Genomic DNA, 22,408 nt, shown 5'->3' with positions numbered 1-22,408 from the left:
CGGAGTCGGGATAAAAGGGAGGAATCGGGCTTCGCGGCGGGTTTATTCACGGATTCTCAGAATTGAAAGTAGAGAAACTCGCTCACCTTGGTGAGGCTGAGCACGTCGAACACGAAGAGCAGCATGGTGAGGTTGGCCCAGATTACCGTCGGCCGCCATTCCATCCATCTCCAGCGAAGGCGCTGTATCTCGCCTTTATAGGTTTCGAATGCCGGGTGATAGTTGCGCATGAGTTGCTGGGTGTTGGGCAAAAACAGAACGAATATCGACAATGCCAACAGCCATGCACCAGCCATCTCGGGTTTCGCGCCGGCGACGTGCGCGAAGACCCCGTCGAAGGTGACTCCCAGTCCCTGCAGCCACTCGCCAAAGCGCCCGAGAACCCGAAGGGCTTCGGGTTCCAGGGACACGCCGTTGGCTCCGATCATTCCGAGCCATATGCTCTTCGTACCCGTAATCGTCTCCGCGCGAAAGGGCACCCAGGCGGCGATCACCGCGACGAATGTCAGCGTCCAGCCGAATGCCTTGCCCATCCGGCTGGCGGCTGCCCGACCGCCGAACAGCGATCGCCAAACATGATTGACGATGAGAAAGAATCCATGCAGCCCGCCCCACACCACGAAGTTCCAGCCGGCGCCGTGCCACAGGCCCCCGAGCAACATTGCGATCATGAGATTGGCATGGCGTCTTGTCGGGCCCTTCCGGTTGCCGCCGAGAGGAATGTAGATATAGTCCCGCATAAAACGGGAGAGCGTTATGTGCCAGCGCCGCCAGAAGTCGATGATATTGGTCGACTTGTAGGGCGAATTGAAGTTGAGGGGTAGCCGAATGCCGAACATCCGGGCTAATCCGATAGCCATGTCGGAATAACCCGAGAAGTCGAAGTAGAGCTGAAGGGTGTAGGCCAGGGCGCCCGCCCAGGCCTCGAAGAAGGTCAGCGCAATGCCGCTATCGGCCGCATGGAATGCCGGCGTGGCATAGGCGGCGACGCCATCGGCCAGCACCACTTTCTTGAAGAGGCCGATGGTGAAGATGGTGAAGCCGACGGCATGGCGTCGGACGCTCAGTTGATAGAGGTCATTCCGGGCGAATTGCGGCATCATTTCCCGGTGATGCACGATGGGACCCGCGATCAGCTGGGGAAAGAAGGTGACGAAGAGACAGAAGTGGAGAAAGTTATACTCCTTGGTTTCCCCTTTATAGGCGTCTACGAGATAGGCGATGGTCTGAAAGGTGATGAAGGAAATGCCGAGGGGCAGGATGATGGTCTCCACGCCGAGAATATCGCCGAATATGAAGTTGATGTTGTCGACGAAGAAGTTCGCATACTTGTAATACCCGAGGAGCGACAAGTTGGCGGCAATACCGAAAATCAATAGCCATTTTTTCTCAGAGGAATGACCTTCGCCGCTCAGGGAAACTCCAAGCGCGTAGTTGAACAAAATGGAGGCCAAGAGTAAGCCCAAGTAGGCCGGATTCCACCACGCGTAGAAAAAGAGCGACACACCGATCAGCCAGGCGATGGCAACCCGGTGGTGGCCGCGGCTTCCGATGGCAAAGAAGACGAACAGAGAAATGGGGAGTAATAAGAAAATAAACGGATAGGAGTTGAAGAGCATCGGAGTTGCTTGATTCGACGTGCGGGACTAAAGGGCTTTGATCGGTGATCGACTCCCTACTCGATGTCCACATCCCGCTGGATCTCCCCGGACGAAGGCGATCCCGGAATTCTCTACAAATAAATACTGCTTGTAAGACGGCAAAAGCCATCAAAGTTCCGCCTGCTGCTCAAGCGATGCCTCCCCAAGCATCGCTTAACGGAAACCTAGCCTATCCGGAGCTCAGCCCGAGAGCAAGACCGATCGGTGTGCCTTATAAGAGCAAATTAGAGCGGTTTTCCTGGGGTCGTAAGGCATAGCGCACTATCTGGACCAACCGCCCACATCGGAGGCGGTGATCGTGTCGAGGGACTCCTTCAAAGCCGCTCGTAGCGGGATTTGAAGCGCACCGGGCTTCCGGGCTGATTGGGGTCAGCGTAGCGGGTGGTTATCATCCTCAAATATAGTTGATCGATCGTTCAACAAAAGTGGCAAAAAAGGGGCGCCTGCGGTCGGCGCCCTGACCGGGTTTTACGGGGCATCGAAGTGGAAAGTCTCACTTTCTGCAATCAGAAAGATCGGCGTGCCGCCGGTCGAGATGTCGACGGCGTGGGCGAGTGTTTCCTTACCGCCTTCCGACTGCGCGCAGGCTTCCAGCGCCGCCATGGACGGAAAGAACACCTCGGCAATACGGTAGAAGGGCGCTGCGCCCTGGGGTGATCCCAGTACCCGGGTGGCGATGAACTTGGTTTTTCCGCCGAGCTTTTCCACGGCCATGGGAACATGCTCCTCTTGATAGCGCTTCTCGAAAGCAGCGATATCGGCGGGCGTTGGATAAATCACCATGAATTTGACTTCGGACATGTCGTTCTCCTTGAACTGAAGTTGGAAAAAAAGATTATCGAAATCTAGGGTTGCTGATTGCCGATTTCCTCCTCGGTATATTGATGAACGATCAGTCAAAAATAGGCCGAAAAAATCAGTCGAGCACGGAGAGGCCGACGGCGACGATGTCGGCCAGGACTTCCCGTTCCGGCCGCACTTTGCCGATAACCAGGAGTCCTTGCAAAACGCTGGTCAGATAGCGGGACAGCGCTCGGATATCCGCCTCCTCCCGCAGTTCGCCCGCCTTCCGCATCCGTTCCAACGTGCGCCGAAAGCCTTGTTCGAGCCGCTCCAGGCAACCGCCCACCTTGGCCGCCGTGTCCGGGCAGGACAAGCCACGTTCCACCGCGGAGTTGGTCACTAGGCACCCGCGCAGGGGACCGGCCGTGAGGATGTGCTCGATCACGGTGGCGAAGAAAAAACGGATCGCGGACTTGCCTGAAGGTTCGCTGTCGAGCAATTCCAGCAGGCGCTGGACCACCACATGGTTGTAGCGGTCCAGAACTTCCAGGAACAGCGCCTGCTTGTTGCCGAAGGCCGCGTAGAGGCTGCCTCGATGCAGTCCGGTGGCATCGACCAGGTCCTGGATCGAGGTGGCTTCGTAACCTTTCGACCAAAAGGTCTCCACGGCTTTATCCAGGACGTGCTCGTAATCGAATTCGCGGGGTCGGGCCAAAGGAGACTCCTCGTATTCAGGTTGTAGCTAAGGCTAGTCTTTATTGAATAGTTGGTCAATAACAATCGACCGGTATATTGCCATAAGCGATGTGAAATTCGGAACGATCCGGGCGTAAGCTTCTGATCATCGGCCTCCTGGAAATGAGGCTGAACTTGCTGCTTCCGAACCGGAGGCGAGGGAGGAGGGGATTACTGCGGCACGGGAAGCCATAATAAATTTCCCTAAGCTCGTGTGTTCAAATTGGAAAATCTCCCTTCGGAAAAGGGCGAAAATGAAGAGACCGATGCGTCCGACTATATTGCTTGGCGTGGTGATTGGATCTTTAGCATGGACGGCGCGGCAGACGTGAATCACACGCTTGCACTCAGCGTCGTCCAGGTTCATGCCTATCCAAGGGACGGCAAGGCCTTTATCGGCTCCGGCGTGGTCCTCGATCAAAATCTGGTGGCCACGAACTGCCATGTCACGCGGCAAGCCAACGCGGTCGTCGGGAAGGATGCGTTACGCTTTCGCGCCGCCAGCCAGCGTGCCGATTTGAAACACGAGCTGTGCATTCTCGATGCACCGGGAATGCAGCTGTCGGCTGCGAGCCTGGGGACCGCATCCGGACTCTCCGTCGGCGACCCGAATATCGGTACGGTTATCCGCGGGCTATCGGCATCGCCTTCTACTTTCACGCCGCGTCCACGCTTGCCGACCGACCTCGATCCATCGCAGGTGCGGCATGGGGACCGGAAGTATTGAAAACTGCGGTATCCTGTCGTTCTCTCATTGCCGAAGGCATCCCTTAAGGAAGCTCTGAACAAGTTGATTCCGTTCATGCCCTTCGACAGGCTCAGGAGAGCGTTCGACAAGCCTGTCCTGAGCCCTTCGACTCGGCTCAGGACAGGCCTGTCGAAGGACTTAATCAGAGCTTCCTTAACGCCGTTCACCGCCGAAAAGGGGACCTCATGACTATCAGTAATTTCCGGCGTTTTGCCCGCTATATCGGCATCGACTATTCCGGCGCTCAAACGCCGACCGCTAGCCTGAAGGGGTTGCGCGTCTATCTGGCGGAACGGGAAGCGCTGCCCGTGGAAGTGCTGCCGCCGCCGGGCCCGCGCAAATACTGGAGTCGGCGCGGCATCGCCGAGTGGCTGGTCGAGCGCCTGTCGGAAGGCCAGCCAACGCTGGTCGGCATCGACCACAGCTTTTCCTTTCCGCTCCGTTATTTCGAGGTTCATCACCTGCTGCCCGATTGGCCCGCCTTCCTAGACGATTTTCAGCGGCATTGGCCGACCGACGAGGACCACACTTATGTCGACTTTATCCGCGACGGCCTTCGCGGCGATGGCGCCGCCCGCACCGGCAGCCCCCGCTGGCGCCGTCTTTGCGAGGAGCGCGCCAGGGCGAGGTCGGTGTTTCATTTCGACGTGCAAGGCTCGGTCGCCAAATCCACCCATGCAGGCATTCCCTGGCTGCGGTACCTCCGGCGGCAACTGGGCGAGCAAGTGCATTTCTGGCCTTTCGACGGCTGGGCCATCCCGACCGGAAAGTCCGCCATTGCCGAGGCATATCCCTCGTTGTGGAAGAATGTGTATCCAAGCGAGGGCCGCACCCCCGATCAGCACGACGCTTATACCATCGCTGCGTGGCTACGGGAGGCCGACGACGATGGCCGCCTGCAAGGTTTGCTCGAACCCGTGTTGACACCCCCGGAGCGTGCCGTCGCTGGAGTGGAGGGTTGGATACTCGGAGTAGGGTAGAGAGTCAGCTCAGGGGCCAACATCGCCCGCTTTGGCGATGTTACTTTAAGGAAACTCTGAATAAGTCCCTGGCCCCGATAAAATAACGCCCAACGTCCAATTTTCGACAGGTCGATACCAGATGAAGCAACTCGGACTCAGTGCCACCGTGTTTGTGAAGAAACCGAAGCTGACCAAGCGTCAGAAATTTCTCCAGGACATGGAGCAGGTGATTCCTTGGGGGTTGTGGACGAGCCGGATTGCGCCGTACTACCCGACGGCCGGCCGGGGCAGGCGTCCCTTTCCTTTGGAGACGATGTTGCGCATCCACCTGATGCAGCACTGGTTCGGCTACTCCGATCCGGCGATGGAAGAGGCGCTGCATGACATTCCGATGCTACGCGAGTTTGCCGGGCTGGATGCGGGCGAGGACGCCATGCCGGATGAAACCACGATCCTCAAGTTCCGGCGCCTGTTGGAAACCCATCAGATGGCGCAAACCCTATTCGATGAAACGGCGGCACTATTGGCGGAAAAGGGCTTATTGTTGCGTCAAGGGACCATCGTGGATGCCACCCTGATCGCCGCCCCGCCGTCCACGAAGAACCGCGAGCGGAAGCGGGATGGCGAGATGAGTTCGACCAAGAAGGGTAACAATTACCACTTTGGCATGAAGGCGCACATCGGCGTGGATGCTGATTCAGGCTTGGTGCACACGATGGAAGTCACCACCGCCAAGGTGGCGGACGGGGTCATGACCGATGCCCTGTTGCACGGCGAGGAGCAGGTCGTCCTGGGCGATCGGGCCTATACCCGCAAGGACCGCAATCTGGAGGTCGAACGCCAGGAGGGCGAGCCGGTCTGGGCGTTTCCCTTCAAGCGTAAGAAGGGCGAGGACTTGCCTGCGGAACAAGCGCTTCACAACCGCATGCTGGCCGCGCTGCGGGCGGTGGTCGAACACCCATTCCGGATCGTCAAACGCCAATTCGGCTATACCAAGGTCCGGTACCGGGGACTCTTCAAAAACGGGCAGCAACTCTACCTGCTGTTTGCCCTCGGCAATCTCTACCAGGTGCGGGAGGAGTTGATGGCGGCCTAGGGATCAATCCGTGCATCGTCCCGGAAAACCGGGGGCGAGGGGCGGAAAGAGCGCCGATAGCGGGCGCCAATTGGGGAGGGAAAAACGACCTTTTTCGGCTGGTAGCCCCGGCCGGTTTATCGGAGCCACCAATAAAACGCACTTATTCAGAGCTTCCTTAAGAAAGTCGCCGACGACGGCATCCCCGGCGAAAGCCGGAATTTCGTTCCGGCTTTCTTCATTCGAAACGGATGTCGTCGCTGGCCGGGAAAATCACCCAACTTGCTCTGCAAGTCGTTCATTCGGCAGCCTTTGCGGCTTTGCCGCCGTTGATGGCGGTGCATCGCCGTGGAATTCGCCGGAATCGTTTGCAAGCACGGGGGCTCGCATCCGCAAAGCGGTTCTTCAGCCCCGGTCTCAATCGTCCTCGTGCCAGCGATGGCCGCTGCGCGACAGCAGTTCCGCAGAGGCGGCGGGGCCCCAGGTGCCGGCTTTGTAGGCTTCCGGACCTTTGGGATCGGCGGCCCAGGTATTGAGGATCGGTTCGACCCAGCGCCAGGCCATCTCCAATTCGTCCTGGCGCACGAACAGCGATTGGTTGCCGCGGATGATATCGAGCAGGAGACGTTCGTAGGCTTCTTCGCGGCGTTCGCTGAATTTGCTGGTGAAATCGAGGTCCAGGGAGACCGGCCGCAATTCCATCGAATGGCCTGGCCGCTTGGCGTTCAGATAAAGGCGGATCGATTCGTCAGGTTGAAGGCGGATGACCAGTTTCGCCGGGGCGCGGGACCCGTTGCGGGGCAGCGGAAAGATGTGGTGGGGCACATCGTGGAAATGGATCACGATGTCGGCCAGGCGGGTGGGCAGGCGTTTGCCGGTGAACAGGTAAAACGGAACCCCGGCCCAGCGCCAGTTGGCGATTTCCGCCTTGATGGCGACGAATGTTTCGGTCTTGCTGCCGGCGGGGACGCCGCTTTCTTCGAGATAGCCGGGCACCGCCTGGCCGCCGCAAATGCCGGCGCGGTATTGGCCGCGCACCGTGTTGACCTGGACATCCTCCGGGGTGAAGGGTACCAGGCATTCCAACACCTTGAGTTTTTCGTTTCGGATCGCGTCGGAGTCGAGGCTGGAAGGCGGTTCCATGGCCACGAAGCAGAGCAGCTGCAGCAGATGGTTCTGCACCATGTCGCGCAGCGCGCCGGTACCGTCGTAGAATCCGGCGCGACTGCCGATCCCGACTTCCTCGGCGATGGTGATTTGGACGTCAGTGATCCATTGCCGGCGCCACAGCGGTTCGAACAGTGCGTTGCCGAAACGCAGCGCCATCAGGTTTTGTACCGATTCCTTGCCCAGGTAGTGGTCGATGCGGTAGATCTGCTTTTCCTGATAGTGGCGGCCGACCGCCACGGTGATGGCGTTGCTGGAAGCGAGATCGTGGCCCAGGGGTTTTTCCAGCACCACCCTGGAATTTGGCCCGTTGAGTTTCTGCCGTGCCAGGCTTTCGCAGATCATGGAGAACAGCGACGGCGCCACCGACAGGAAAAAGACGTTCACTTCGGCCGGGGTTCTTTCGAGCAGGGCCTTCAACGCGGCATATTCTTCCGGATTCTCGGCGTCGATCCTTTCGTAGATCACCCGCCGACGGAAGGCTGCCCAGATTTCGTCGTCCCAGTCGGCCTTCGGCAGGAATTGTCGGGCCTTTTCCTCGGCGATCGCGCGATAGTCTTCCACGGTATAGTCTCGCCGTCCGAGACAATAGAAATAGCCGGCATCTCCCAGCTGGCCGTTCTTATAGCTCTGGTACATCGCCGGCAACAACTTGCGCATCACCAGATCGCCGGTGCCGCCGAAAAAAACCAAGTTGAAGGAATGGGGGAAAGGGAGCTCACTCATTGTTTGAATCCTCGTAGGCCGGGTAGGGTTACAAGAGGGACACGCAAAAAAGTCGGTCAAAGCAAATCCCGCCCCTTGCCAGCCGGGATCGGGGGTCTGATGCGACTTTCAATCTACGAGCGATGGCCAAAATGCGCTTTCGCGATTTTGCGCCAGGCACAATGAGTATACCGCGCATGGCACCGCTCCCTGGCGGACAGCGTCGGCAAGAAATTATAAGAAATTCAACCGTCTAATGCGGAGTCTGGGCCTGGATGGTAAGGGGCCTTGCCGTAGATGTCAACGTAGCTTCCGGTTTGACAGATTCGCGCTCGAACCTTCTGCAGCCGTTGAAGTCGTATTTCTAACTTGGCTCATCCCCAGTCCGGGGAGTCAAGCGGTCCTGATATTGCGGCGGCAGCAGGTCGCCCGGTTGTTGGAGAATCGTCATGGCTCATGAAGAACGACCGAAGTCACCTGAATCCACGGAGTCGAACGGTCCGGGTGGAGCGGGGGCGGGTAGGCAGCCCGTTGAACCGGCGACGGAGCATGAAAAGAAAGAGGAAACTGCCTCTTCGCCGGCAGGCAAAGCCGATTCGTCCGGTCGGCAGACTCGCAAGGCTGACGTCAACATCGCACCCGAATCGCGTGTCGGGGCGGCCGGGGCGCGCGAGGACAGCGAAGCGGGAGGCGCTTAAATGTCGGGCAAGTACCGCTTCATCGACCGACGCACCGCGTCTACGGCGGTTTCAGGTCTCGGACCAAGCGTTCCTCATCATCCGCATCGGGCTGTGTTGCGAATTCCTTTAGGCGGACACTTTGGGAACACGAGTGGCGGACTTCTCTTGCGGCAGCCCGCCCAGCCGAAGCAGGGATGAAGCCGAGGGAAAAAAGAACGGTGTTCCGCTCGATCGATACTCTTCATAGGGTTCGCCGTAGGCCGCTAGCAAACGGGCTTCCTCGTGTCGCGAACCCAGATAGGCATAGGCTGTGGCGACCAGATTGAATGCAAGGCCGTTCGCCGTCAGACGCGGTGTCAGCCAAAGGACCGGCACGGCCAAGGCATTGAGCGGATGCCGCATCAAGCGGAACGGGCCTTCTGCCTGCATTCTCCCGTCCGAACCGAGAATGGGGCCTTGAGCTTCGGGTTCCGGCGGCACTAGGTGAGCTCCGTTCCACCAAGCCTTCAGGCCCGGCAGACCCAGCATTCTCGCGGGACCGATCTGACCGACGGCGGCAGCGGCGTAAGCGCTGATTCCGAGGCGGAGCAGCCGTATCAAGGTGGCTGGAGGGCCTTCCAGGGCATAGAGGGTCCTGTCGGGGAGTCGCTTGATGTATCGGGCGAGCATGGCCGCCGAGGCGAACGAGGTCGCCACGTAAAAGGGACGATACCAGACCCGTCGCCGGCGTTCGCCGATGAGGTTTGCCGCTGTTCGCTTGGCGGGGCGGCTGGCTAAGAGGCTGTGCACCGCACAAAATGCCAGCGTAGCGACCGCTGTTCGTGCAACGTGTTTCCACATACGCATTCCTCCTGTCGGTGTTTCATTTTAGGCGCGGGAATTCGCCGCACGGGTCGGCTCCGGTCGTTCTGCATCTGCCATTTGCAGAAACCGGTTCAAGGCCGCCGCCACACGTTGCGGTTGCTCGACTTGAGCGGTATGGCCGCAGCCGGGTAGAACTTCCAGCCGCCCACGGGGTAGACGTTCCACTGCGGATTTGCCGTGCCGAACCGGGAAAATCCGGTCGCCATCGCCCCACAGCACGAGTGTCGGCATTTTCAGCCTATGGAGTTGGTCGAGCACGATTTCGGATTCGCGCTGCCCCCATAAGGTATTGGCGGCCCGGAGGGTGAGCAGAGTCGCCTCCAAATAGCCCGGGAGCAGGGCCATCCGAAAGAGCCGGTCGTACCAGGCCCGCGGTATCGACCAAGGCTTGGCGAACAGCAGTTGCGACAGTCTGACCGACCACTGCCACGCCCCGAGAGGGGTCTTGCACCAGGCTGTGAGGAATTCTCCGGTTCCGGGCACGATCTGACCGCGTATCAAGGGGTTTATCTCATGCCCCAATCCGGCGCTGCTGATGAGCGCCAAGGCGGATACGCGTCCCGGATGTCGAAGCGCCAAATGCACGCCAATCAGCGCGCCAATCGAATTACCGATGATGCTCACGCGCTTCAGGCCAAGCCGATCGAGAAAGGATGCGACGAATGCCGCAAGACAAGCAGGCGAATAATCGATGCGCGGCTTATCGCTGCCGCCGAATCCCGGCAGGCTTGGCGCGTAAAGAGTATGGGCGGATGCCATTAACGGCATGATCCAGCGCCATGTATGAGCACTGTCCGCCGTCCCGTGGAGTAATAACACCTCCGAACCTCGCCCCGCCGCCAAATATTCGGTGGCGATAGGTCCGCGGGAGGTGCTGACGGTCAGCCGGTATTCCTGAGGGGTTCCATCCACGATGACGAGCCTTGGCCTAAATTGTCTAATTTACGCGATGGCTCCATAGCTGCCCATTCGGAGTAATTCCTATAGCGGCGGAGAGCATTGTGCGAAGAGGCCCTGATCCAGGGCCTCTTGATGGCGAATCCGCCGATACCGCCATATACGCTAACGAGCAAAGACGCAAGCGGTTCGGTATCGAAATTGCGGCCGGGTAGGAGGGGATTTTTCCGGCGGCGACCGTGTCAGATTTAGGATCAGGCACGGCTATCCGGAAATCGATCGGGATAAACACGGAGGATGATGTGCCGACCGTGCAAGCAGCCGGTGTTCATCGCAATGGTGTTCACGGGATTCTGATCCATGAGGAAGCGCCGCTGACTGGGGCAAGCCGGTATAGGAAAAGGTTGCTCCCAGCTGCAAGGCCAGGCACGGACTGCGCCGTCAGTGTTTGCTGTCGCACCCAGCCGAGCATGTTGAAAAAACCGTAATTATCAGGAGTGAAGTTATGGAACTCAAACTTGCAAGAACCCTTGTCCTGTCCACACTTTGCGGCTTCGTGTGGGCCGCCGGATCTACCGCACAGCCACAGGAGGGCGCGCCGGTTGCGGGCGAGGCCACGTTTGGCACGACGGTCATCCAGCATGAACTCATCGCCAGGGGCTGGCGGGCCTCGAAGCTGATGCGCGCGAATGTCTACAACGAGAACAATCAGAAAATCGGCGCAATCGACGATTTCATCGTGAGCCCCGATGGATCTTTATCGGTCGCGATCATGGATGTCGGCGGTTTCTTGGGTATGGGGGCTCATCGTGTCGCCATACCGGTACAACAGTTTCAACCTATCGGGGACAAAACCGACGTATCCAAACTCGTTCTGCCTGGAGCCAGCAAGGACGCGTTGAAGGCGTTGCCCGAATTCAAGTACACCCGGTAACCGCAATACCGGCGCGGGAGCGGTGTTCCAGCCGCGGATGACGCTGGATTGCCGATATCCGCGGCTTTCCGCGCGATCTTTTGAATCGGCAGCCTGAGTGAGGACACATCATGAGGGAATTACTTGAGCAAGCTTGGTGGATGCTCGCCGTAAGAGGGATCATTGCCATTCTCTTCGGCGTTCTCGCCCTTATCTGGCCCGGCCTGACGCTATTGTGGCTGGTTGTCCTGTTTGCCGTCTATGCGTTTATCAGCGGCGGGTCGGCGGTCGCCGCCGCCGTGACGAACAGGAAAAGGGACGAAATCTGGTGGTTGATCCTGCTGCTGGGTCTGGTCAGCATCGGCGCCGGGGTGATCGCCGTTATTCATCCGGCCCTGACGGCGCTGGTGCTTGTACTCCTCATCGGCGCGAACGCGTTGGTGACGGGCGTGCTTGACGTGGCCACGGCCATTCGTTTGCGCAAGGTGATCGAGGGCGAGTGGTTGCTGATCCTGGAGGGGGTTGTCTCCGTCCTGTTTGGCGTTCTGGTGTTCCTGTTTCCCGGAGCCGGCGCACTGGCTCTGATCTGGCTCATCAGTTTTTACGCGCTCGTCACCGGAGCTCTGTTGCTCACGCTGGCTCTTCGTGCGCGTGCGTGGGTGAGGAGCGAGGCCTTGCGGCACGCCTGATCGATGCGCCTGTTGAAACCCGCGCATCGTCTCGCCGGCTTCCGTAACGCCGCACCTAAGCAAGCCTCGACAAGCAATGTCGCCGTTCTTTGAGAAATGTCGATCAGTTCGATGGACTTCGCACTTTCGGTTCCGGGGCGCGCCATGGCTGATCGGCTTTTCCGGCTTGAACGGACCGATCAATCTCTTACCGCGCAGCGGCTATCCCTGATACGCGGAATCCTCTCCGGGAAATGCAGATGGCGTTCCTATTGACCTGCACTTTTGTGTGTTTGTAGCATCGGTCAATCGTTTCGGGTAAGTGCAAGCTTTCGGAGGGATCCATGACATCGCGGCTCAAGTCGGTCCTATTGGCTTTAGGAATGGGGACTGCGGCATTTTTTGCGGCATCCGTCGAGGCGGATGAGTCCAACCGTGGCTCGGTGATCGAGACATCGACCGCTCTGACCATCGACGCGAATGGACTCCATCTCGCTGCGCACAATCGCAGGTTGGATACGCTCCTGGCCGAGCTGGCGCAGAACAGCGGGATTGAGTTCGTTCGTCCGGAGGGCTTGGAGGATCATCCGGTCACGGCAAGGGCCGATGCGGCCGACTGGGCGTCGATTATTCGGGCGGCGTTGCAGGGGTTCAACCATGTGGTCCAGTTGAACCGGGCCGGGACGATCGAACGTGTCGTCATCACCGGGCTCAACGGCGACGGGGCGGATTCGGCGGTGCCCGGTCCGAGCCTTTTCACTGAGGTCGGCGCGGTGAAGAATTCGACCCGGAACACTCTTCCCCCCGACTTGGCCCAACTGCCCCGGAAGGCAGTTCGACCTATCCGCCTCGATCGGGCGCGAATGATGGCGATGAAGTTTGGCGAGGAATTGCCGTTGAGCCTGCCGAGCGGACAGCAGGCGTTCGTTCACGACAACCGCTACGCCCACGAAAACGGTGATATTACCTGGGTCGGATATCTCAAGGCCGACGGTCAGGCTTTTCGTGCGGTGATGACCTTCGGGGAGACTGGTGTCCAGGGGCAAATCTCGACGCCCGAGGCGCTTTATCAGATCGCGCCGGGCAGCGGACAGCACCAGTGGCTGGTCGATATTCAGGCGGCGGGACTGAGCCATTCGCCGCATCACAGCCCGGAACCGGTTCCTGCTTGGACGTCTGGGCCGGCTATCCAAGGCGACAAACCCGAAGACCCAGAGGCCGCCCAAGCGGCAGACGCCGCGTCCGGCGGACCAACGGCAAATCCCGACAGCGGCGCTTCGACGCCGACGACCATCGACCTGCTGGTGCTTTACACTCCCAAGCTCGCCTCGGGCAAGGCGATCACCCGCATTAACCAGTTGATCGCGCTGACCAATCAGTCCTTTGTCGATAGCCGAATCGCAATCAGTCTGCGGCTGGTGAAATCTTTGCGGGTCGATTATCCCGAAGCTGTCGACAATGGGACGGCGTTGCGCGATCTGACGCTCGGCCGAGGCGTTTTTCGGAACGTCGTCACCTGGCGGCGGGAATCCGGCGCCGATCTGGTCACGCTGATCCGACCGTTCGAACACACTGCCCAAAAGGGCTGCGGCAGCGCCTGGCTGAACGGGGCCGATGGACAGCCGCTTTCGTCGAATCACGCGTTTTCGGTCGTCAACGATGGCCGAAGCGGCCTGTATTACTGTTCGGACTACGCGCTGGCGCACGAGTTGGCGCACACCATGGGAAGTGCGCATGACCGCGTCCATGCGGGTGTCGGAGGTGTTTTCCCCTATTCCCATGGGCATAGCGTTCCGGGATCCTTCGGGACGATCATGAGTTATACCCACCCCCGGTTGGGTCTTTTCTCCAATCCACATATCTCGCAGTGCAGGGGCGCGCCGTGCGGGCTGGACGCCTCCGGTCCCGCAGCGGCCGACAATGCCCAATCGCTAAACGCGGTGCGCGCTCTCGTGGCGGGCTTCAGACCGGCCGTTCGCTAGAGCGTTTTCAGATCGGATGTAGGGCGACTTGGGCGCTTTACATCTCCCTCGAGAAGCGATCCGACTCGTCGTCGGAAAACGATTCGGGCTCATGGCTAGACACGCTAGCTTGCTTCGGCCCGAACCGCTGCCGGCGGTTCAATCGGGATAGACTAAGTACCAGATTCGGCTGACCTCGGTCAGGAAGACCACTAGCCACATCAGTATGCTGATTCCGGCTGCAGCCGCCGCGATGTCCTTGATGACCTTGATTTTAAAGTTTTCCCGGTCCTCCACGAAATCGCAGAGTGCCTCGATAGTGGTGTTGAGCATCTCGACGATCAGCATCAGGCCGGTTGTCACCATGACCAAAAGAAAGTCGATCCACTGACGGAAATAGAAGCACACGGAGAGGACGATCACGGACAAGACGACTTTGTAGGCTACGCTAAAATCGTAGAAGATGGCGTAGCGCAATCCCGACAGCCAAACCTTCAATTTCCGGAGCGGGCTGTAGCCTTCTTCGCCGGTACCGAAAAATTTGTGGCGCATTCTTCTTAGATCGTGTCGATGTTCGCTTTGGTTCCGAAGCGTCGCCGCTGAAAGGTTGATGAAAGGTTCGGACGATAGAATGGCGATCAAGTATGCTCGCGCCAGCGTGGGGTAGTCCGTAGAACGGTGCGTCGCGGCTATGGCTGTTGTCGTAGCCGCTGCGATTCGATCTTGCTGCAGCTACCGGGGTGTTCCCCTTTCAGCTCGAATTCGCCATAGGGATATGATTTGGTGGGATGCATCAGTGCTTGATTCGCCTTCCGAGCACACTCGTCCGGATTTATACGGCGTTACAGCGCGCCGAGAGCGGAGCCGGCGGATGGGGTCGTCTCCATGGAAAGGGCATAGCGCCCCATCGGACTCTGCGAGCTGATTTACCCGAACAACGAGGTGCTGCCTAATGATACATAAGCATTTTCACTATTATCTGAGCCATCTGCGGAACGACATTCCGGCGGGCGTCGTCGTCTTCCTGGTCGCCCTGCCGCTGTGCCTGGGGATCGCACTCGCCTCGGGCGCCCCGCTGTTCGCCGGCATCATCGCGGGCATCGTCGGCGGCGTGGTGGTCGCCTGGGCCAGCGGCTCGCAGCTGAGCGTCAGCGGCCCGGCCGCAGGCCTCACCGTGATCGTGTTCAACGCCATCGACAAGCTGGGCAGCTTCCAAGTCTTTTTGCTGAGCGTCGTCCTCGCCGGCGGGCTGCAACTGCTCCTGGGCTTTCTCCAGGCCGGGGTCATCGGCGCCTACTTCCCCTCGGCCGTGATCAAGGGCATGCTGGCCGCCATCGGCCTGATCCTGATCCTCAAGCAAATCCCGCACGCGGTCGGCTACGACGCCGATTTCGAGGGCGATGAAGCCTATGTCCAGGCCGACGGCCACACGACCTTCTCCGAACTCGCCTATTCGCTCGAAGCGATTTCGCCCGGCGCGGTGATCGTGAGCACGGTCGCCATCGGCATCATGCTCTTGTGGGAGACCCGCCTCTTCAAACAGAATGCGGTTTTATCCCTGATCCCCGGTCCCCTGGTCGCGGTCCTCTGGGGGGTGGCGTTCAATCTGCTCTCGCAACACTTCCTACCGGCCTTCGCGATCGCGAAGGAGCACCTGGTGAGCCTCCCGGAGATTCAGGGCGTCGCGGGCTTCTTCCAGCAGTTCACCCTGCCCGATTTCAGCCAGTGGGCCAATCCCGAGGTGTACACGGTGGCGGTCACCATCGCCATCATCGCGAGCCTCGAGACGCTCCTGAGCCTCGAAGCGGCGGACAAGATCGACCCCTTGAAACGCATCGCCCCGACCAATCGCGAACTGAAGGCCCAAGGGCTCGGCAATCTGCTCAGCGGCTTGATCGGCGGCTTGCCGATGACGGCGGTGATCGTCCGGAGTTCCGCCAACGTGAACGCGGGCGGCCGCACCAAGATGGCCTGCTTCATCCATGGCGTTTTGCTGCTGTTGAGCGTGATGTTCATCACCCGCTACTTGAACCTGATTCCCTTGGCCTGTTTGGCGGCGATCCTGCTCCTGACCGGCTACAAGCTGGCCAAACCCAAGCTGTTCAAGGAGATGTACGCCAAGGGGGCGAGCCAGATCATTCCGTTCGTGGTCACCATCGTCGCGATCCTCGCGACCGATCTCTTGAAGGGCATCGCGGTCGGCATGGTCGTCGGTCTCTATTACGTCATTAGAACCAACTTCCAGGCGGCGATCACCCTGACCCAGCACGGCAACAATTATCTCTTGCGCTTGCACAAGGATGTGTCTTTTCTCAACAAGGCGCTGTTGCGGGAGTATCTGAACCGGGTGGGCGAAAACGGGTATGTCATCATCGATGCCACGCGGGCGCAATTCATCGATCAGGACATCCTCGAAACCATCCACGACTTCGTGGCCGCCGCCTCGGACGACAATATCACCGTGGAATTGAAAAACCTCAATGGCAGCTCCGGATTGATACCACCAAAGCAGGCCATCCCAGTCGGCGTTTTATGAAATCGGAGGAAAACGGTCGGGGACAGCGGATCGACTACCGGCCGGTCGGTCGGCTTCCTTGGATCGAAAGTCGTGCGACGATAGCGGTTTCGAGCCTGATCCCGGTATTAGGGCGATCGAGAATTCCGATTTGCAGCGGCACGCTTTCGATATTCGTCTTGCTAACAGTTGCCTCCGGGGCTTACGGAAACATCTTCGAAGACGGGGAGAACGGTGATGCCGCTCTGAGCAGCGAGAGGCCTCACATTCCCGAGCCGATGGTGTTCGATTTGGTCAGGCCGCTGGGCGTGCAGCAGGGAGAGTTCGAGACCAATGTTCTGGCGGGGCACTCTCTGAGAAACGGAGAAACGGATTGGGCACCGGAACTGGAATATGCGGTCCGGGACGGCTTGGCGGTGGAATTCGAACTTCCTTTTGAAAACCTATCGATAGCCGAATACAAGCTGGCGGTGCAAGGGACTCTGGGAACGCTGTTCGGACGCCGCTTCATTCACGGTTGGCAGGCCATCGGGCGCTATGACCGGCATCACGACGGCTATTCCGCCGACGCTCTTTATCTCGCCGGCTATCGCTGGGACCACGCGTTCAGCACCTTCAACATGGCGGGGCTCAGATGGTCCGGTATCGATCGGCGCAATAAATTGGCAGGTATCGTCAATACGAGCTGGTTCTACGGTATCTCCGATCGCGTGACGCTGGGCATCGAACTGGACAATGAAATCGCATCGCGCTGGGGCTATCTGTTGATGCCGCAGATGCATCTGGACTTCACGGATCACGCCACTCTTCAGCTCGGAGCCGGCCCATCCCGCCTGCCGGGTCAGCCTACGGAGTGGATGGCGGTCTGGCGCATGATTTTCACGTTCTAAAGCCGATTCGATTCGGACTAGAGGCGAAATTTCAGAAGATGAGGCCACTGCCGATCGATCGGAAGTCATCCGAAATCGACGCCGCTTCAGTGGACAAGAAAATAGCCTGTTCATCCTGACCGTCCCGGCTTTTATCTGCTTTGCCATTTGGGTTAAGCCGCTACGTATCCAACTGCCTTTCCAGGCTGAAAAAATCGTTTGAGCCATGATTTTTCGTACGAATTCGCTGTCGTACCTTTAATGAGGCCAAATCCTGTCCGATCGCGAAAAAAGGGTAGGGCATACCCTTCGGGAAAATCTCGGCGGGTCAGCCTCAGCCGAAAGGAAGTATTTTCTGATTCCCAAGGAGGGTACAAGATCATGATTACGCGCAAATCCGTCTTAGCATCTCTCGTGGCTATCGCCGTTGCCGGTTATTTCGGATCTGGGGTCATGGCTGCGCCGGACGATCCGATGGACTCGATTCTGGCCGAAACCGCCGGGGGATACATGAGCGACACGGCGATTACCGCCAAAGTCAAATCGGCATTGCTGGCGGATCAGAGCACGAGCGGCCTCGCCATTCAAGTCGAAACCAACAAAGGTGTCGTGCAGCTGAGCGGTTTCGTCGACAGCGCGGCCGAAAAGGAGCGGGCGGCAGAAATCGCCAGTGGCGTCGAGGGCGTTAAAGATGTCAAGAACGACATCCGGGTAGGCCGTAAGGAGACTCCTTGAGGGCTGAAGTAGAACGGGACGGGACAGCATCGAGAGTCGATTTGGATCGGATGACGGTCCATCGGCGGTGGATTCCCGTCCCGGCAGTCATTCGGAGCGCCGACCGCCGTGGCGGTCGGCGCTCTCTTTACTCCATAGGGCGGATCTCCGCCTTAATTCGTCAACATCGGATCGAATCGCCGACGGGGCATTCATCCTTAAACTGGGCGAAAGCCGAACCGGATAGGCCTGTTCGGCGCATGCATACTCTTGGGTGTTCCGCTTTCTTCTCGTCATGAAAGATCACCGGGTTAACACGGCACGAACTGGCGCTTCCTGTTTTGGTCCCACGGACGATCCGCTATGGCGAATCGAGGAAGAGGGTTTCAATCTGGCGCGGGAGCACGAAATCGAGTCGTTGTTCGCGGTTTCGAATGGCTATGTCGGTTCTCGTGCGTCTCTCGCGGAAGGAAGCCCGTTGTCGGATCCCGCAACGTTCATCGCTGGAGTTTACGACACCGATTCATCCGCCCAAGGTGATCCCGTTCCGGAACTCGCCGCGGCTCCCGATTGGATGCAGCTGAGCTTGCTGATCGGCGGACAGGAGTTCCGTCTCGATCAGGGCGGTTATCTTTGGCACCGCCGCGTGATCGATATGCGGCACGGTATTCTGTGGCGCGAATTTGACTACCGGGCGGGGAACGAAGGGCTGATTCACGTACGTGCCTGCCGCTTGGCTTCGCTTGCCGACCGGCATGTTCTCTTTCAGTGCATACAACTGAACGCGGAAAACCAGTTTCCCCGAATTCATCTCCGGGCGCTGACCGAACCGGAGGTCGAACGTCCCGGCCGGGTACGTCTAACGCCAGAACCCTGTCCGCCTTCGGAAATTGGCCCCGATTCGCCCTATCTGCTCGAGCTGTGCACGCGAACCACGCAAATCAAGGTCGTGGTCGCTACCGCGGGCCGACTGCGGATCGGCGGCAAGGTCGTCCCGCCGCAAGTCGAACCGCTGCCGGACCGACGCGTCGAGTCCTGGGAGCTGGATATCGAGCCGGGGAAAACTTATCGGTTCGACCGTTTGGTCGTGATCTACACCTCGCGGGAGACCGAGCGACCGGCCGCCATGGCTGCGGACCATTTGGGGAGGCTGTTGAATTCCGCTCCGGAAGACGTGATCGATGCTCACTCGCGGGCTTGGGAAGAGCGCTGGCGGGAAAGCGACGTCGAAATCGAGGGAGACGAGGCATTGCAGAGGGCCGTGCGGTTCGCATGTTATCACCTGATCGGGGCCGCCAACCCGGAAGACGAGCGGGTTTCCGTCGGTGCTCGGGCTCTGACCGGCGAAGCCTACAAAGGCCACGTCTTCTGGGACACCGAAATCTTCATGCTGCCCTTCTACATTTTCACCCATCCCCCTTCGGCACGGGCACTCCTGATGTATCGGTATCACACTTTGCCGGCCGCACGGGAAAAGGCGCGTCGGCTGGGCTACCAAGGAGCGCTGTACGCCTGGGAATCGACCTACACCGGCGAAGAGACCACGCCGGGTTACAGCATAACCCCCGACGGCGAGATCAAGCCCATTCTCAACGGCGTGCTGGAGCACCATATCAGCGCCGATGTCGCTTATGCCGTTTGGCAATACTGGCAGGCGACCGCGGACGAGGCGTTTCTTTTGCAAGCCGGTGCGGAGATTCTGTTCGAAACCGCACGATTTTGGGCGAGCCGGGGCCTTTTGGAGGAGGATGGAAGCTATCACATCCGGGAAGTCATCGGTCCCGACGAGTATCACGAGGGCATGGACGATAACGCTTTTACCAACCTGATGGCGCAATGGAACCTGGAATGTGCCGCGGAGGCGGCGCGCATCGTCGCCGATCGGTGGCCGGATCGCTGGCTGGAGCTTGCGCGCCGCCTCGATGTAAACGAGGACGAACCCGAGACATGGCGGGACTTGGCGCGGCGAATGTATACCGGGTTCGATCCGAAGACAGCGCTGTTCGAGCAGTTCAAGGGGTACTTCGAACTGGAAGACATCGACCTCGCCCGATACGGTCCCCGTATCTTGCCGATGGATATGATTCTCGGGCGAGAGCGGACGCAGTTGAGCAAAGTCGTCAAGCAGGCCGATGTCGTAATGCTGATCTATTTGTTCTGGGACCGGTGGTCGCCCGAGGCGCGTGAGGCCAATTTCCGCTATTACGAGCCGCGTACCTCCCACGGAAGCTCCCTGAGTCCGTCCATTCATGCCGCCGTGGCCGCTCGGCTGGGCGATATCGAAACCGCCATGCGCTACTTCCGCCAGGCCTCGGAAATCGATCTCACCAACAATATGGGAAACGCAGCGGGAGGCGTTCATGCCGCGGCGCTAGGTGGGTTGTGGCAGGCCGTGGTTTTCGGCTTCGCGGGATTGAGCGTGCGGTCGGACGGGTTGGGCTTTACGCCCCACTGTCCGCAAGAGTGGCGAGCGCTCCGTTTTCGGTTGGTTTGGCGGGGCGTCTGCCTGCACGTGGACGTTAGGCCCGAAACCGTCGAAATCGTCGCGGAGTCGGGCGAGCCCGTGGTAATTCAGGTAGGGGACGCGTCGCCCGCGCGGTTCGTATCCGGCCAGCGCGTTCGCTGGAAACTGGTTGAAGGAGTCTGGAAGGAGGTTTCAACATGAGCGATGAGCGTGCGGAAAGGAACACAGTCGTATTGCCGCTCGATACAACGTCCCGGTCCGCTGCCATATTGCCGGTCGCGAAGACCGTCATCCAACTCGCGGAGGCAACCCCGTGCGTTGTGCAAACCGAATGGCCGACAAGTTCTCTTCCGGAGTTGAAGAAGAAATTTCCCAGCCTGAAAGCACTGCTCAAACATGCCATCATCGCCCCGATGCAAGGGCAGCCGGCCGAGGGGATTGTCCGTGCGGCTACGGAGTGGCGCAGCCTATGCATCGTCATGGCAATGCACGAGGGCAAGAAGATGCCCGATACCGGGCTCGATTCCACTGCCGAAGGGGTTCTTCGGGAGATGCCTTGCCCGGTCGTGCTGGTGCCGCCGGAACGCGAGCCGACGCCGTGGCGCATTCGGCAAGTGGTACTGCCCCAGGATGGTACGCCCGAGACCGCCCGAGCGCTGGGTCCGGCCATCACGCTTGCCGGGCGCACTGGCGCCAGTTTGTTGGTCCTGCATGTGTCCGGTGCACATGCCCCTCCGCCGCAGGAACCTGGCACATTGACCGCACCCCAATATGTCGATCAGCCCCAGCATGAATGGCCCGCCTGGGCACAGGAATTTCTGGAGCGGGTAAGATACTTGTCCGGAGAACCGGTTAAGGGCGGAATTCGGATGTTCATGGCGCGCGGCGAGCCCGGTCCCGAGATCGTGCGCTTCACCCACAGTCGCGGGGCCGATCTGATCGTTCTGTCATGGCATGGCGAACTGGCGCCGCGTTGCGCTCTCACCCTGCGCTACGTGCTCCAGTATGCGCCATGCCCGGTCCTGGTTTTGCCAGAGAGCCGCGAACAATCCGGCTTGCCTTTTCATCCCCGATCGGGCGAGAGGACGTTCTAGTCCGTGCTCAGTTCGACGAGGTCCGCCACCACAATATCCGCCCCCGCCGTTTTCAGGGCGTCTGCATGGCCGGTTCGGTCGACGCCGACGACGCAGCCGAACCCTCCTCTGCGACCTGCTTCGACTCCGGCGATGGCGTCTTCCACAACCACCGCGCGGGGTGGCTCAACGGCGATCCGCCTGGCGGCCTCGAGAAAGGAATCCGGCTCCGGTTTGCCGCGCAAACGCATTCGTTCCAAGTCGATCCCGTCGACCCGCGTATCGAACAAGTCGCTCAACTGCGCCGCCTCCAGGACTTCGGCACAGTTCCGGCTTGCCGACACGACGGCCGTCGCGAACTTCTTCGCTCTCAGTTCATGAATCAGGTCGACGCTCGATGGATAGATCTCGGCACCGCGGCTCCGGAGGAGTTCCAGATAGAGGACGTTCTTCTTGTTGCCGAGCCCGCAGACGGTCTCTCGGTCCGGTCCATCGCCAGGCTCGCCGTAGGGAAGCGCAATGCCGCGCGAGGCCAGAAAGGCGGCTACGCCGTCGTAGCGAGCCTTGCCGTCGATGTAAAGCCGATAGTCCGAATCTGCATCGAAACTACGCTGGGGCTCTCCGACACGAGCCGCGTACCGCTGCAGAAAGTCGTCGAAAAGAGTCTTCCACGCGATTTTGTGGAGCGTCGCCGTTTGCGTGATCACGCCGTCCAAGTCGAAGATGACGGCATCGTAATCTCTCCGCGTGATCGCGTGCGAGGATGAGCGGATATTCATAACACCTCCGTAGTGCCTTCGAAAAAACTTCCGTATATCGATTGGACCTCAGGCAATGGGAAATCTGACAAGAAAGCGGTGTGCGCCGGAAAAGTGCCGCACGACAATTGAATCGCATTGTCTTGGGCGGCAAACTGTTCGAGCACCGGACTCTGGGTAGAACGACGGCAGGCCG

19 protein-coding genes are annotated in these 22,408 nt (G+C 59.5%); 11 read left to right on the top strand and 8 right to left on the bottom strand.

From position 1 onward, the window contains the following. Positions 1–56 precede the first annotated feature (56 nt). The 3 genes from ACR2R1_RS06975 to ACR2R1_RS06965 all read right to left on the bottom strand — a co-directional run bounded on the left by ACR2R1_RS06975 (position 57) and on the right by ACR2R1_RS06965 (position 3,159). Complete coding sequence (locus ACR2R1_RS06975; RefSeq protein ID WP_347258205.1) at positions 57–1,619, bottom strand: MBOAT family O-acyltransferase; 1,563 nt, start codon at positions 1,617–1,619, stop codon at positions 57–59. A 510-nt stretch (positions 1,620–2,129) separates the two neighbouring features. Beyond that, positions 2,130–2,462 (bottom strand): EthD family reductase, encoded by a 333-nt coding sequence (locus tag ACR2R1_RS06970; protein WP_434113284.1) that lies wholly within the window; start codon positions 2,460–2,462, stop codon positions 2,130–2,132. A gap of 115 nt (positions 2,463–2,577) precedes the next feature. Continuing rightward, positions 2,578–3,159, bottom strand: a complete 582-nt coding sequence (locus tag ACR2R1_RS06965; RefSeq protein ID WP_077732236.1) for a TetR/AcrR family transcriptional regulator — start codon at positions 3,157–3,159, stop codon at positions 2,578–2,580. 330 nt (positions 3,160–3,489) lie between these two features. Here ACR2R1_RS06965 and ACR2R1_RS06960 point away from each other — a divergent pair, with 330 nt between their 5' ends. The 3 genes from ACR2R1_RS06960 to ACR2R1_RS06950 all read left to right on the top strand — a co-directional run bounded on the left by ACR2R1_RS06960 (position 3,490) and on the right by ACR2R1_RS06950 (position 5,985). After that, positions 3,490–3,906: a trypsin-like peptidase domain-containing protein gene (locus ACR2R1_RS06960; protein WP_434113282.1), complete on the top strand. Its 417-nt coding sequence runs from the start codon at positions 3,490–3,492 to the stop codon at positions 3,904–3,906. 206 nt (positions 3,907–4,112) lie between these two features. Then, positions 4,113–4,907, top strand: a complete 795-nt coding sequence (locus ACR2R1_RS06955) for a hypothetical protein (protein ID WP_077732249.1) — start codon at positions 4,113–4,115, stop codon at positions 4,905–4,907. Between the two features lie 121 nt (positions 4,908–5,028). Beyond that, the gene (locus ACR2R1_RS06950; RefSeq protein ID WP_434110401.1) at positions 5,029–5,985 is read left to right on the top strand and encodes an IS5 family transposase; all 957 of its coding nucleotides are present in this window, start codon (positions 5,029–5,031) and stop codon (positions 5,983–5,985) included. Positions 5,986–6,381: 396 nt separating this feature from the next. On the opposite strand, the gene zwf is transcribed toward ACR2R1_RS06950, so the two are convergent. The 3 genes from zwf to ACR2R1_RS06935 all read right to left on the bottom strand — a co-directional run bounded on the left by zwf (position 6,382) and on the right by ACR2R1_RS06935 (position 10,292). After that, the gene (gene zwf / locus ACR2R1_RS06945) at positions 6,382–7,857 is read right to left on the bottom strand and encodes a glucose-6-phosphate dehydrogenase (protein ID WP_434113280.1); all 1,476 of its coding nucleotides are present in this window, start codon (positions 7,855–7,857) and stop codon (positions 6,382–6,384) included. A 785-nt stretch (positions 7,858–8,642) separates the two neighbouring features. Further along, positions 8,643–9,356, bottom strand: coding sequence for a methyltransferase family protein (locus ACR2R1_RS06940; protein ID WP_434113278.1), 714 nt, complete (start codon positions 9,354–9,356; stop codon positions 8,643–8,645). A gap of 27 nt (positions 9,357–9,383) precedes the next feature. Then, a complete protein-coding gene (locus ACR2R1_RS06935; RefSeq protein WP_434113276.1) occupies positions 9,384–10,292 on the bottom strand; it encodes an alpha/beta fold hydrolase in 909 nt (302 codons plus the stop codon). Positions 10,293–10,782: 490 nt separating this feature from the next. On the opposite strand from ACR2R1_RS06935, the gene ACR2R1_RS06930 reads away from it, so the two are divergent. The 3 genes from ACR2R1_RS06930 (at position 10,783) to ACR2R1_RS06920 (ending at position 13,840) form a co-directional block, all read left to right on the top strand. Continuing rightward, positions 10,783–11,211, top strand: a complete 429-nt coding sequence (locus tag ACR2R1_RS06930; RefSeq protein WP_434113274.1) for a PRC-barrel domain-containing protein — start codon at positions 10,783–10,785, stop codon at positions 11,209–11,211. 110 nt (positions 11,212–11,321) lie between these two features. After that, positions 11,322–11,879 (top strand): HdeD family acid-resistance protein, encoded by a 558-nt coding sequence (locus ACR2R1_RS06925; protein WP_347258027.1) that lies wholly within the window; start codon positions 11,322–11,324, stop codon positions 11,877–11,879. A 323-nt stretch (positions 11,880–12,202) separates the two neighbouring features. Further along, complete coding sequence (locus ACR2R1_RS06920; protein ID WP_434113272.1) at positions 12,203–13,840, top strand: reprolysin-like metallopeptidase; 1,638 nt, start codon at positions 12,203–12,205, stop codon at positions 13,838–13,840. 138 nt (positions 13,841–13,978) lie between these two features. On the opposite strand, the gene ACR2R1_RS06915 is transcribed toward ACR2R1_RS06920, so the two are convergent. After that, on the bottom strand, positions 13,979–14,371 hold the full coding sequence (locus ACR2R1_RS06915; protein ID WP_077732250.1) for a diacylglycerol kinase: 393 nt from the start codon (positions 14,369–14,371) through the stop codon (positions 13,979–13,981). Between the two features lie 400 nt (positions 14,372–14,771). On the opposite strand from ACR2R1_RS06915, the gene ACR2R1_RS06910 reads away from it, so the two are divergent. The 5 genes from ACR2R1_RS06910 (at position 14,772) to ACR2R1_RS06890 (ending at position 21,475) form a co-directional block, all read left to right on the top strand. Beyond that, entirely contained in the window at positions 14,772–16,355 is a 1,584-nt protein-coding gene (locus tag ACR2R1_RS06910) for a SulP family inorganic anion transporter (protein WP_434113270.1), read from the top strand. After that, complete coding sequence (locus tag ACR2R1_RS06905; protein ID WP_434113268.1) at positions 16,352–17,224, top strand: hypothetical protein; 873 nt, start codon at positions 16,352–16,354, stop codon at positions 17,222–17,224. Before ACR2R1_RS06910 ends, ACR2R1_RS06905 begins: the two co-directional genes overlap by 4 nt. A 360-nt stretch (positions 17,225–17,584) precedes the next feature. After that, a complete protein-coding gene (locus ACR2R1_RS06900; RefSeq protein ID WP_077732393.1) occupies positions 17,585–17,938 on the top strand; it encodes a BON domain-containing protein in 354 nt (117 codons plus the stop codon). Positions 17,939–18,191: 253 nt separating this feature from the next. After that, positions 18,192–20,582 carry a glycoside hydrolase family 65 protein gene (locus tag ACR2R1_RS06895; RefSeq protein WP_434113266.1) on the top strand — a complete coding sequence of 797 codons (2,391 nt, stop codon included), beginning with the start codon at positions 18,192–18,194 and terminating at the stop codon, positions 20,580–20,582. Continuing rightward, positions 20,579–21,475, top strand: coding sequence for a universal stress protein (locus tag ACR2R1_RS06890; RefSeq protein WP_077732388.1), 897 nt, complete (start codon positions 20,579–20,581; stop codon positions 21,473–21,475). The genes ACR2R1_RS06895 and ACR2R1_RS06890 overlap by 4 nt, the downstream gene beginning before the upstream one ends. Here ACR2R1_RS06890 and ACR2R1_RS06885 read toward each other — a convergent pair. Next, on the bottom strand, positions 21,472–22,233 hold the full coding sequence (locus ACR2R1_RS06885) for a beta-phosphoglucomutase family hydrolase (protein ID WP_133716539.1): 762 nt from the start codon (positions 22,231–22,233) through the stop codon (positions 21,472–21,474). The genes ACR2R1_RS06890 and ACR2R1_RS06885 overlap by 4 nt on opposite strands. Positions 22,234–22,408 lie beyond the last annotated feature (175 nt).

It is taken from the genome of Methylocaldum sp. GT1TLB, from assembly GCF_051027445.1.
Classification (GTDB): Bacteria; Pseudomonadota; Gammaproteobacteria; order Methylococcales; family Methylococcaceae; genus Methylocaldum.
This window is presented reverse-complemented; position numbering and strand designations above follow the sequence as displayed.